Origin of the sequence: Aristophania vespae (genome assembly GCF_009906835.1) — a bacterium.
Lineage (GTDB): Bacteria > Pseudomonadota > Alphaproteobacteria > Acetobacterales > Acetobacteraceae > Aristophania > Aristophania vespae.
This window is the reverse complement of the sequence record NZ_CP047652.1, coordinates 1,396,144-1,409,282: the sequence shown is the minus strand read 5'-3', so window position 1 is coordinate 1,409,282 and position 13,139 is coordinate 1,396,144. Positions and strand designations below refer to the sequence as shown.

Annotated in this window: 7 protein-coding genes and 1 pseudogene; all 8 read left to right on the top strand. The window is 45.8% G+C overall.

What is annotated here, in order from left to right; genetic code table 11:
• The first annotated feature begins 70 nt into the window (after nucleotides 1–70).
• Complete coding sequence (locus GT348_RS06360) at nucleotides 71–3,244, top strand: efflux RND transporter permease subunit (protein ID WP_160618990.1); 3,174 nt, start codon at nucleotides 71–73, stop codon at nucleotides 3,242–3,244.
• A 50-nt stretch (nucleotides 3,245–3,294) separates the two neighbouring features.
• Nucleotides 3,295–4,632 carry an efflux RND transporter periplasmic adaptor subunit gene (locus tag GT348_RS06355; RefSeq protein WP_236646619.1) on the top strand — a complete coding sequence of 446 codons (1,338 nt, stop codon included), beginning with the start codon at nucleotides 3,295–3,297 and terminating at the stop codon, nucleotides 4,630–4,632.
• Nucleotides 4,633–4,640: 8 nt separating this feature from the next.
• On the top strand, nucleotides 4,641–6,224 hold the full coding sequence (locus GT348_RS06350) for an efflux transporter outer membrane subunit (protein WP_160618989.1): 1,584 nt from the start codon (nucleotides 4,641–4,643) through the stop codon (nucleotides 6,222–6,224).
• Between the two features lie 109 nt (nucleotides 6,225–6,333).
• On the top strand, nucleotides 6,334–6,768 hold the full coding sequence (gene rplK, locus GT348_RS06345) for a 50S ribosomal protein L11 (RefSeq protein ID WP_160618988.1): 435 nt from the start codon (nucleotides 6,334–6,336) through the stop codon (nucleotides 6,766–6,768).
• A gap of 4 nt (nucleotides 6,769–6,772) precedes the next feature.
• On the top strand, nucleotides 6,773–7,465 hold the full coding sequence (gene rplA / locus GT348_RS06340) for a 50S ribosomal protein L1 (protein ID WP_160618987.1): 693 nt from the start codon (nucleotides 6,773–6,775) through the stop codon (nucleotides 7,463–7,465).
• Nucleotides 7,466–7,740: 275 nt separating this feature from the next.
• Nucleotides 7,741–8,265, top strand: coding sequence for a 50S ribosomal protein L10 (gene rplJ, locus GT348_RS06335; protein ID WP_160618986.1), 525 nt, complete (start codon nucleotides 7,741–7,743; stop codon nucleotides 8,263–8,265).
• Nucleotides 8,266–8,326: 61 nt separating this feature from the next.
• A complete protein-coding gene (gene rplL / locus GT348_RS06330; protein WP_160618985.1) occupies nucleotides 8,327–8,698 on the top strand; it encodes a 50S ribosomal protein L7/L12 in 372 nt (123 codons plus the stop codon).
• A gap of 238 nt (nucleotides 8,699–8,936) precedes the next feature.
• Nucleotides 8,937–13,105: pseudogene (gene rpoB / locus GT348_RS06325) on the top strand (DNA-directed RNA polymerase subunit beta).
• The last annotated feature ends 34 nt before the right edge of the window (nucleotides 13,106–13,139 follow it).

Sequence of the window (13,139 nt, the reverse complement as noted above, 5' to 3'; positions counted from 1 at the left end):
CCAAGGTTTAATAAACCCATAAAATGAGGCGTTGCTCAATGATTCGTAGTACTGAGAGTGCTAAAAGACAATGAAAGCCATTGTCATTACCGCTCTTCGTCGACCCTATACCTTTGTCGTCTTATCGATTGTCATAGTTATATTTGGTGTGCGTGCTATTGTTAGTACACCGACTGATGTCTTTCCTAATATTCGTATTCCTGTAGTGGCTGTTTTATGGTCTTATTCAGGTTTAATGCCAGAGGAAATGTCAGGCCGTATAGTTTATTACTATGAGAGAGCGCTAACCGCGACAGTTGGTAATATCGAACATATTGAGAGTAACTCTTATTATGGCCGTGGTATTGTCAAAATCTTCTTTCAGCCTGGGACAGATCCTTCAGTTGCGCAAACACAGATCACATCTGTTTCGCAAACGATTATCAAACAACTCCCTACAGGGGCGACACCTCCACTTATTTTAGCCATGGATGCTTCTTCTGTCCCGGTTATGACATTAAGGGTAAGTAACTCTAAAATGTCAGGGTCAGAAGTTTATAATATGGCCATGAATTTGATCCGCCCCGAGTTGGTATCGGTAGCGGGTGCTGCTATCCCTCATCCTTATGGAGGATTAGCCGCCAATATTATGGTGGATTTGGATCCAGTTAAGCTTTTAGCACATAGGCTCTCTCCCGAAGATGTTGCTGTGGCGCTTAACAAGCAAAATATCGTACTCCCTTCAGGTGATCTTAAACTAGGTCCCTTGGATATGATGGTGCATTCCAACTCTGCACCAATGGATCTTGAAGCTTTTAATAAAATGCCTCTCAAGCAGGTTGGTAATTCCGTAGTTTATTTACGTGATGTAGCCTGGGTGCATAAAGGAGGGCCTCCGCAGACAAACGCAGTGTTTGTGCGCGGTCAACAGGCTGTCATGATTGTTATCATGAAGAGCGGCGATGCATCCACCTTATCTGTGGTGAGTGGCATTAAAAAGCTTTTGCCTCAGGTTGAACGTACTTTGCCTGAGGGCACAACACTCAAAGTGCTGACAGATGCTTCGGGCTTTGTAAAAGACTCCATTACAGATGTTGTGCGTGAAATGATCATTGCGGCTATTTTAACAAGCCTGGTCGTTTTGCTTTTTTTAGGTTCATGGCGCTCTACAATTATAGTCGCGACATCTATTCCACTTGCTATTTTATCGGCTTTGATAGGGCTAAGTATAGCGGGTCAGTCTATTAATGTCATGACATTGGGTGGGCTCGCTCTTGCTGTGGGTATCTTGGTAGATGACGCTACGGTCATGATCGAAAATATCGATGCTCACTTACATATGGGAAAAGATTTAGAACCGGCCATTATCGATGCATCTAACCAGATTGTCGTACCTACTTTTGTGTCCACCACATGTATTTGTATTGTGTGGTTTCCACTGTTTGAGCTGACAGGTATTTCTGGCTGGCTTTTTATGCCTATGGCTGAGGCAATTATATTTGCCATGATTGCCTCCTTTATTTTGTCTCGTACATTAGTGCCGACAATGGCGAATTGGCTTTTGGCATCTCAATCGAAAAATCACGAAAATTCTTCTGGTCAGAAAAATATATTTCAGCGTTTTCAACTGAAATTCGAGGAAGGATTTGAGCGCTTTAGAAATAGTTATAGAGATATTCTAACGGGCCTGATTGCCATAAGAGGGCGTTTTATCTGTTTCTTCTTAGCGGCAGCACTGGCCTCTTTATGCTTACTCTTTTTCGTTGGGCAAAATTTCTTTCCCGAAATTAAATCAGGCACACTTCAACTTCATATGCGCGCTCCTATTGGTACACGTATAGAAGAAACAGCCAAAATTAGTGGTCTTGTTGAAAAACAGCTTCATTTGCTTTTGCCGGGTCAGGTGCAAAGTGTTGTCAGTAATTGCGGCCTACCTGCCAGTCACTTAAATCAGGCAATGCTTCCTACACCAACAGTTGGTACACAGGATTGCGATATTACGGTTCAATTAAATAATCCTGAAAGTCCAATACCCGAATATAGGCGAACCTTGCGCAAAGGATTGGCAGAGGCTTTTCCTGGCACAGTCTTTACGTTCCAGCCTGGTGATTTGACCGCTAAAATTCTTAATTTTGGCCTGCCATCTCCCATAGACGTTCAAATTGTTGGAAGAAATTTACAGGAAAATTATAAATTTGCTGTCCAGCTCTCGCATAAAATGCGTCATATTACAGGCATTACAGATGTCTCCATCCAAGAGCCAATGACCCAACCAACTCTTAAGGTCAATGCGCGGCGTAGCTTTGCCCTGGGGACAGGTATTACAGAAAAAGATATTGCCTCTAATATGCTTGTGAGTTTGTCAGGTAGTTCGCAGGTCGGGCAAAGTTATTATCTAAATAAACAAGGTACGTCTCAGCTGATCGATGTACAGATGCCAGCAAATTACTTGCAAACAATGAATCAGCTTGAAATGATCCCTGTCGATAAGGGTGATGGCAACCCGCATAACCAAACTATGCAGCTTCTTGGGGCGCTAAGTGATATTACGCAAATGGGTACTCCGGCTGAGGTATCACATTATAACATCATGCCCGTGCTCAATATTTACGCATCTCCAGAAAATATTGATCTGGGAACCGTTTCGCGGGCTGTGAAGAAACTCGTAAAAGAGGAACGCAAAAATCTTCCTCGCGGGTCCTCCATGGTCGTACGAGGCCAGGCTGTAACAATGAATGATGCCTATATACAGCTTATAGGTGGGTTAGCATTATCAATCGCCATTGTTTACCTGATCATTGTCGTGAATTTCCAATCCTGGCTTGATCCTTTTGTAATCATCATGGCGCTTCCCGGTGCTTTGGCAGGGATTTCATGGAGTTTATTTCTTACGCATACGACCTTGTCCGTACCGGCCTTGACAGGGGCTATCATGTGTATGGGCACTGCAACCGCCAACGCCATATTGGTTGTTGCCTTTGCCCGAGAGCGCCTGGACGCGCATGGTGATGCACTTAAAGCTGCTATAGAGGCAGGGTATGAGCGTATCCGTCCAGTGCTGATGACGGCCTTAGCTATGATGATCGGTATGATTCCTATGTCTGTAAGTAATTCCGATAATGCGCCTTTGGGCAAGGCTGTGATTGGTGGCCTCATGATTGCAACTGTAGCAACTTTACTATTAGTGCCCTGCGTTTTTGCCCTTATGCATCATAAATCAGCTTCTTCATCCCATCCTAAGCCAAAAGAAGGAGAAGTATTGTGAAATTATCTCCCAATTCTTATCACAATCCCTCTCGCCTAAAAGCTCGTCTTATCCTTTTTGGTGTTCTTCTTGCTGCTTTATGTCTGGCAGGGTGGGGCATTATTGAGCGTAGTATTCATATGCATAATTTGGTGCAGGAAACGGAAGATGCTTCCATCCCCAGGGTAGCTCTCGTTATGCCACAGCCTGGACCTAAAATGCGCACAGTTAGCTTGCCAGCCAATCTGGCAGCCTGGTACGAAGCACCTATTTATGCCCAGGTCTCAGGCTATGTAAAAATGTGGTACAAAGATTATGGAGCTCATGTCAAAAAAGGTGACGTTTTAGCTGAAATCAGCACCCCAAGTTTAGATGCACAGTTTGCCGCTGCCAAAGCACATTATGATGTGGTCATGGCTCGTTACAAACTTGCTTTAATCACATCTGAACGTTGGAGTGCCCTTAAAAGCACTCAGGCTGTGTCCCGTCAGGAAGTTGATGTGCAAGCTGCCAATGCAGCCGCTCAAAAGGCTGAGTTAGAAGCTGCCGCACATGAAGTAGAACGATATCAGGCATTAGAAAATTTTAAAAAGATTGTCGCCCCATTTGATGGGATTGTTACTTCACGACTTGTCAATGTCGGGGACTACGTTAATGGAGATGGTGGAAATTTAAATGCCCGCGGTTCCGTTGCCGAGCTTTTTTCAGTTGCAGATGTCAGAAAGATACGTGTTTTTGTTTCAGTTCCACAAGACTACGCAAATGTTATCTCTCCTGATATCAGCGCTGACTTAACTGTACCTCAATATCCGGGGCGAACCTTCCATGCAAAATTTCTGGCAACAGCCAAAGCTTTTAATGCTTCTACGCGAACTGTTACGACGGAATTGATGCTGGAAAATAAAGACCGTCTTCTTTGGCCAAATTCTTATGCTACCGCCGAAATTAAAGCTCCAAGTGACCCTTCTATTTTAATTTTGCCAACAAGCACTCTCATTTTTCGAGCTCACGGGACTCAAGTTGCTAAGGTAGAGGGGAATCATGTCCATCTAGAAAATGTAAAACTCGGCATTAATTATGGCACAACAATGCAAATTTTAAGCGGTGTTAAGGCCACTGATAAAATAGTAGCCAACCCTACAGCAGATTTGCTTGATGGTGATCAGGTCAAAATTGTGCCAAGTACTCACGGTTATAATTCATCTGAAAAACCCAAAGTAACGCCACACCCCCTTAAAAACGTAACGCCTGGTGATTTGCGGCGGGCAGCTGCTGCCCTCCCTGAAGAAACTGAGGCAGAAGAAAGTGATAAATCTGAGGCATCATCTGATGATGCTTCAGCTAAAAAAGAGCCAGAGGATAGAGCAAAAGCAGCAAAAACCACCCCATCTTCTCATGATGCGAAATAGGGGTAACGATGAGATTTTTTGCATATTCTCGTTTCGCCGTCTTATTTGTGGGGGCTGTTTCGCTCACTTTATCGGGCTGTGATCTCGCACCAAATTATAAGGTGCCCCATTATATTTATCCCAATGGGTGGGCTGGCAAGGGAATTATGAGCAATGCCAAGCCTGCTGATTCTGTGCCTCGTGGTAAATGGTGGAAGCTTTTAGGAGATCCAACACTTAATCAGCTTGAAGGAAAAATGCTGGCTTCAAACCCAGATTTACAGGCTGCTTCAGAAGTTTTTACCCAGGCAAGAGATCTTGCTAAAGAAAGTGAAAGCCAGCTTTATCCTCAGCTCACAGCCTCAGGTAAAATGAGTAAAAATAAAGCATCTGAAGGGCGGATTTTTCATCGTAACAATAATGACTCTATAGTTTATGAATCAAACGAAGCTTATAGCGGAGCCGCAACATGGGAACCTGATTTTTGGAACTCTATACGAAATTCCACAAGACTTCAGAAAAATTTAGCTCAAGCGAGTGCTGCTGATTACGCTTTAACTCGGCTATCATTACAGGCCGAATTAGCTTCTGATTATGTTGCCTTACGGGCTATAGACGCTCAATTATCAGTTTATGATGACTCTGTTCGTTATTTCCGCGCTGCTGTCGAAATAACTCGTTTGAGGCAAGGTGGCGCTATTGGAGCGGGTTTAGACGTTTCACGTGCTGAAAACCAACTTTACGCAGCGCTCGCTGCTCAGGACAGGTTGCAGGCAAGTCGCCAAGTTATGGAACATGCGATCGCAGTATTGTTAAATACAGTGCCCGCTGCGTTTCATATTAAACCCATAAAAGATTCCCACATGCATTTTGGGGTCATCGCAATCAAGGCTGGTGTACCTTCTACTCTTTTGGAACGCCGTCCAGATATTGCCATTGCCGAGCGCCATATGGCAGCAGCCTCACGTGCCATCGGTGTATCGCGCGCCGCTTTCTACCCCCATATCACATTTAGTGCTAATGGCGGCTTTGAAGATGGCGGGTTTGATTTGGCCAGTATTTCCAAAGCATTTTGGAGTATTGCCGTTCAGGCTGTAGAGCCGGTATTTACAGGCGGTTTGCGACGTGCTGCCCTGCAAAGAGCATGGTCGCAATATAGGGAGAGCGTCGATAATTATCGTAGCGTTGTCTTGAGCGCGTTTGGCGATGTTGAAGATAGCTTAAGTCAAACAAAATTATATCATCAGGAACAACTTCATCAACATCAAGCCGTAGAAGCTGCCCTCAGTACGCAGGCCATGACAATGGCGCTCTATACGGGTGGGCTGTCCAATTATCTCGATGCCTTAGTGGCGCAGCAGGATGCGCTTGAAGCACGTTTGCAAGAAGTGGTAGCTCAATCTTCACAGCTTCAGGCAACTATTAGACTTATTCGAGCATTAGGAGGTGGCTGGCAGGTTAGTGACATGCCTAAAATAAAAGACATAGATCCTTTTGGACCTCTTCAATATGAAAATTTAGACCGTCCTAAAGATGTTGCTGATATAAAAACGAAACCAGAAGAAAATGTAAATAATCTTTCAGCTTCTGTTCAAACAGCACATAAACCTTGACGAATGAGTTAATCTCGTTTACGGGCTGTCACTCATCGAACGCGGGAGGGGGATAATCATCTTCCGCCAGACCGCGGTTCGGGAACAGAAATGTTGAGGAGTCCCGGATATGGCCAAAAAAGTCGTTGGCTACATCAAGCTACAAATTCCGGCCGGTAAGGCCAATCCTTCACCACCAGTGGGTCCAGCTCTTGGTCAGCGTGGTTTGAACATCATGCAATTCTGTAAAGAGTTTAATGCCAAAACCCAGGGCCTTGAGCCTGGGATGCCGATTCCAGTAGTTATTACAGCTTACGCGGATCGCACATTCAGCTTTATTACAAAGACCCCACCAAATACATATTTCCTACTGAAAGCTGCCAAAATCTCTAAAGGCAGCCAGACAGTTGGTAAATCTGCTTCTGTTGGTTCAGTCAAAATTTCTCAGCTACGTGAAATTGCCGAGACGAAGTTTAAAGACATGAACGCTAATGACATTGATGGGGCCGTGCGCATGCTCGCCGGTTCAGCGATGTCAATGGGCCTTGATGTGGTGGAGGGCTAATCCCATGGCAAAAAATAAACGTTTAGCCGCCATCCGTGCAGATGTTGATTCAAGCAAAAATTATGCTGCAAACGAAGCTGTTGCTCTTGTAAAAAAGAATGCAACAGCCAAATTTGATGAGACAGTAGAAGTCGCTCTGAATCTTGGTATTGACCCTCGCCATGCTGACCAAATGGTTCGCGGCCTTGTGTCTCTTCCTCATGGAACAGGTAAAACAATTCGCGTTGGCGTTTTTGCCCGTGGTGCTAAAGCTGAAGAAGCTCAGGCAGCTGGTGCGGACGTTGTCGGTGCAGAAGAGTTGGCTGAAAAAATTCAGGCCGGTAATATCGATTTTGATCGCTGCATTGCAACACCTGACATGATGGCTTTAGTTGGTCGTCTCGGTAAAATCCTTGGTCCACGTGGCTTAATGCCAAACCCACGTCTGGGTACAGTGACCATGGATGTAAAAGGTGCTGTTGAAGCCGCTAAATCTGGTCAGGTCGAATATCGTGCTGAAAAAGCTGGTATCGTGCATGCCGGTATCGGTAAAGCCTCTTTCAGTGAGTCTCAACTCGTTGAAAACTTAAAGGCTTTTGTAGATGCAGTTCAAAAAGCTCGTCCAGCAGGAGCAAAAGGCACCTATCTGAAAAAGGCTGCCCTTTCTTCTACAATGGGAGCAGGTGTGCATCTAGACGTTTCCAGCTTAGAAGGCTAATAAGTCTTCTAGACAAAGAATCGCTGCCCTGCGGGGCAGTGTAGGGGTGGTTTACTGCCCCATCCTGTCCAAGAGCGTACGTGATAATACTCAAACGGGTATTATCCTAAGGATTGTAAAATCGCGGACGTCAGACGGGCGAAACCGTTTTTTGCACTTAATAGTGCGTCGCGGCGGATTTCCCTTCTGTGGACAGGCGAGCGGGCTAATTCTGATTTCAGAGTTAGTCTATGGGTAACTTAGTCTGTTAATTCAGACTGACGAGGAGACAGGTTTTGGACCGTACGGAAAAACGGGCCTTTGTTGACTTCCTCGCTAAGGTGTTTGGCAGCGCTAACATCGTCATCGTGACCGAAAATAAAGGTCTTACGGTTGCCGATGTCACAGAGCTTCGCCGTAACATCCGTGCAGCGGGAGCGTCTTACAAGGTCGCGAAAAACCGGCTGGTCAGCCGTGCTCTGGATGGGACCCCATTCGACAGCATTGCGCCACTGCTAAAAGGCCCTACCGCGCTTGCGTGGGCAGATGAGCCTGTAGCTGTGGCGAAAGTGTTAGTCGAGTTCGCCAAGAAAAATGACAAGCTAGTTGTTCTCGGTGGTGCTCTTGATGGTCAGTCGCTTGATGCGAATGCCATTAAAGTTCTTGCCGAGCTGCCATCACTTGATGAGCTGCGTGCTAAGTTGGTGGGTATGATCAATACTCCAGCAACACGTATTGCAGGTATCACTCAAGCACCGGCTGGTCAGCTTGCTCGTGTTCTTGGTGCCTATGCCAGTACCGGCGACTCAGAAGCCGCTTAAACATCGTGTTAGCTTTCCGTAGGGAAGCACATAGACTTATTGCATTATTAAGGAAACTCACATGGCCGATTTGGCAAAATTGGTTGACGAACTGTCAGCCCTGACCGTTCTTGAAGCTGCTGAACTCTCCAAGCTTTTAGAAGAAAAATGGGGCGTTTCTGCTGCTGCTCCTGTTGCAGTTGCTGCTGCACCAGCTGCTGGCGGTGAAGCTGCTGCTGAGAAAACAGAGTTCGACGTTGTTCTTGCTAAGTCTGGTGACAAGAAAATCAACGTCATTAAAGAAGTTCGCGGTATTACCGGTCTTGGTCTGAAAGAAGCTAAAGACCTCGTTGAGGGTGCTCCTAAAACCCTTAAAGAAGGTGTTTCCAAAGACGAAGCCGAGAAAATCAAGAAACTTCTTGAAGATAACGGCGCTACAGTCGAAATTAAATAAGACTCGATCAAACGAATATCTTAGTCTAAGATATTCTTTTGGACGAAAAACAGGCGGGCGCTGTACGCAGTGCCCGCTTTGTTGCCGTTTGCAAAAAAAGTTCTTATATAAGAATATCTTTGTAATTTTGTGTTTTGAACAGGAGCCAGTCGTTCAAGTCGTCTGACATGAAAACGTCTCTCGTGAGGAGAGACTTATAGGCAGGCGACTCGGAGGTCTGGTGCAGAGGCAGGATGAGATGAACGCAATCACGAAATCGTTCACAGGGCGTAAGAGGATCCGCAAAAGCTTTGGGCGCATTCCCGAAATTGCGCCAATGCCCAATTTGATAGATGTGCAACGCGCTTCTTACGAAGCATTTTTGCAAATGAATGTACGTCCTGATAGCCGTCGTATGGAAGGCCTTCAGGAGGTTTTTAGTTCAGTTTTTCCTGTTCATGATTTCGCAGGCAAAGGGCGCCTGGATTTCATTTATTATGAATTTGAAGAACCAAAATACGATGTTGAAGAGTGTATTCAAAGGGGCCTGACATATTCAGCTCCCCTGAAGGTCGTATTACGCCTTACAACATGGGATATTGACGAAGATACCGGCACACGCTCAATTCGCGATTTGAAAGAGCAGCCTGTCTATATGGGTGATATGCCCTTAATGACTGAGAACGGTACCTTCATCATCAATGGTACTGAGCGTGTTATTGTATCTCAGATGCACCGTAGTCCCGGTGTATTCTTTGATCATGATAAAGGTAAAACGCACTCATCTGGTAAATACTTATTTGCTGCAAGAATAATCCCTTATCGTGGGTCATGGCTCGATTTCGAGTTTGACGCGAAAGACATTATTCATGTGCGTATTGACCGTAAGCGTAAATTGCCAGTGACGACATTGCTTTATGCAATGCACGGGCAGAATTATCTTACTGCACTTGAAGAAAAGCGTAGCGAAGGCGGTGATATTGAGAGCCTAGAAGTCTCTGGCATGGATGAAGATGAAATCCTTGCTAACTTCTATGGTGTCGTGCCTTTCACCCGCACGGGAGATGATTGGGCGCGTCCTTTTGAGCCAGACGCTTTTCGTGGTTTGAAACTACTCAGCCCACTCATTGACGCAGATACGGGTGAAGTTGTTGCTGAAGCTGAAACAAAGCTTACGGCACGAACAGTTAAAAAAATTGCAGAGAAAACACGCGTTGTGCGTGTTGGTCGCCTGGATGTTATTGGCCGTTTCATTGCTTGTGATCTGGTCAATGAAAATACAGGTGAAATCTACGCCGAAGCTGGTGAAGAGCTAACTGAAGAGCTTCTGGAATCTCTTGAGACTCTGGGTATCACAGAGCTTAAAACATTAGCAATTGATAGCACACACGGTCCTTGGATTCGTAATACGCTATTGGCTGATAAAAATACTTCGCGTGAAGAAGCATTGATCGATATTTACCGCATCATGCGTCCAGGTGAGCCACCAACACGCGAAACGGCTGAAGCTATGCTTCAGGGGCTCTTCTTTGATCCTGATCGTTATGATCTTTCTGCGGTTGGTCGCGTAAAGATGAATATGCGTCTGGATGTTGATGCTCCTGACACACATCGGACGTTACGCAAAGAAGATATCATCCGCACTATCAAAATTCTTTGTGATTTAAAAGATAGTCGTGGTCAGGTTGACGATATCGATAACTTGGGTAACCGTCGTGTTCGCTCAGTGGGCGAGCTAATGGAAAACCAATATCGTATTGGCTTGCTCCGTATGGAGCGCGCTATTCGTGAGCGTATGGGGTCAGTCGATATTGATACGGTTATGCCTCATGACCTTATCAACGCAAAGCCTGCTGCCGCTGCTGTGCGAGAATTCTTTGGTTCTTCACAGCTCAGCCAGTTTATGGATCAGACCAACCCGTTATCTGAAGTAACTCATAAACGTCGTCTTTCAGCGCTTGGCCCAGGCGGGTTAACACGTGAACGCGCAGGCTTCGAAGTCCGTGACGTTCATCCAACGCATTATGGTCGTATCTGTCCAATTGAAACGCCAGAAGGACCGAATATTGGTCTGATCAACTCACTGGCAACATATGCCAAAGTGAATAAGTACGGCTTTATCGAAACACCTTATCGCCTCGTTCAAGATGGTGTTCTGCAAGATGGTTGGAAATATCTCTCCGCTATGGAAGAGGAAAAACTGATCGTTGCACAGGCTGATGCTAAGCTTGATGGCATGCGCTTGAGTGATGATCTCGTTTCAGTCCGCCAGCAGGGTGACTTCCGTCTTGTTCCCCTGAATATGTTACAGCGTGTGACGTATCTCCAAAGCAGCTTGTTTCTGTTGCTGCGGCTCTAATTCCGTTCCTTGAAAACGATGATGCTAACCGTGCTCTTATGGGCTCGAACATGCAACGTCAGGCGGTGCCGCTTCTTAAAGCTGATGCACCACTTGTTGGTACTGGCATGGAAGCCGCTGTGGCTCATGATTCAGGGGCCACAATCATCGCAAAGCGCGGTGGTATTGTTGACCAGCTTGATGGTGCACGTATCGTGGTGCGTGCCACGGACGAAAATGGCGCTACTTTGGGCGTAGATATTTACCGTTTGCGTAAATATATGCGTTCAAACCAGTCCACATGCCTTAACCAGCGTCCTCTTGTGAAAGTTGGTGATCTGGTTGCTGCTGGTGATATTATTGCTGATGGCCCATCTACCGAACTAGGTGAGTTGGCTCTCGGTCGTAACGTGCTCGTCGCGTTTATGCCTTGGAATGGCTATAACTTCGAGGACTCCATCCTGATTTCTGAGCGTATTGCTCGTGATGACGTCTTTACTTCAATTCACATTGAAGAATTTGAGGTCATGGCTCGTGATACAAAATTAGGTCAGGAAGAAATTACACGCGACATACCAAATGTTGGCGAAGAAGCCCTTCGTAATCTTGATGAAGCAGGCATTGTCTATGTAGGTGCCGAAGTTAATCCTGGTGACATCCTCATCGGAAAAGTGACGCCAAAGGGCGAAAGCCCAATGACGCCTGAAGAAAAACTTCTTCGCGCCATTTTTGGTGAAAAAGCTTCGGACGTTCGTGATACATCACTAAAGCTTCCTCCTGGAACAAGTGGTACTGTTGTTGATGTTCGTGTGTTCTCACGACGCGGCATTGATAAAGATGAGCGCGCAATGGCTATTGAACGCTCTGAGATCGAACGTCTTGCAAAAGACCGTGACGATGAGCGTTATATCCAGGAAAGAAGTTTTTATAATCGCTTAAAAGAGCGTTTAATGAACCAAACCGCTGCGGCTGGCTTTAAGGCTGTCCGTTCTGGAACGGTCATTACACCAGAAGTGCTTGGTGAAATTCCAAGGGGTGCATGGCGTAACATTCCAGTAGCAGATGCTGCTGTAAGCGCTGAGCTTGAAACTCTTTCTCGTGAATTTGACGAGGCAATGCGCCGTATTAATCAGCGCTTTGATAACAAGGTCGAAAAGCTTCAGCGTGGTGATGAGCTACCTCCTGGCGTTATGAAGATGGTTAAAGTCTTCATTGCTGTAAAGCGTAAGCTACAGCCAGGTGACAAAATGGCTGGTCGTCACGGGAATAAAGGTGTGGTTTCACGCGTTGTTCCTGTAGAAGATATGCCATTCCTTGAAAATGGTCAGCCGGTTGATCTTGTGCTTAATCCGCTCGGCGTGCCATCGCGTATGAATGTCGGTCAGATTCTTGAGACCCATCTTGGGTGGGCTTGCGCAAATATTGGTCAAAATATCGGTGAAATGGTTGATGAATATCAGCGCACCGGTGAACGTCGTCAGGAACTTCTTGACCGCTTGAAAGATGTTTACGGCGATCACATATTTGAGCAAGACATCGCAACTCTTACCAATGATCAGCTGATCGAGCTTTGTGAAAATCTTCGCAAGGGCGTGCCTATCGCTACACCAGTGTTCGATGGGGCTTCAATCCCTGATATTGAGCAAATGCTCATAAAAGCAGGCGTTGATACATCTGGTCAGTCACAGTTGATCGATGGTCGTACAGGCGAAGCTTTTGAACGTAAAACGACAGTTGGCTATATTTACATGCTGAAATTGCATCACTTAGTTGATGACAAAATTCACGCACGTTCAATTGGTCCTTACTCGCTGGTTACACAGCAGCCACTTGGTGGTAAGGCGCAATTTGGTGGCCAGCGCTTTGGTGAGATGGAAGTGTGGGCTCTTGAAGCGTATGGCGCTGCTTATACGCTCCAGGAAATGCTTACTGTCAAATCCGATGACGTTTCAGGACGTACAAAAGTGTATGAAGCTATTGTACGTGAACAAGATGACTTTGAGGCAGGTATACCAGAGAGCTTTAACGTTCTGGTTAAAGAGTTGAAGTCACTTGGCTTGAATGTTGAACTTGAGCAGGGAGCATCGTAATTACGGTGCTTTCCTCTTTCTCTCTGCAGTTCTT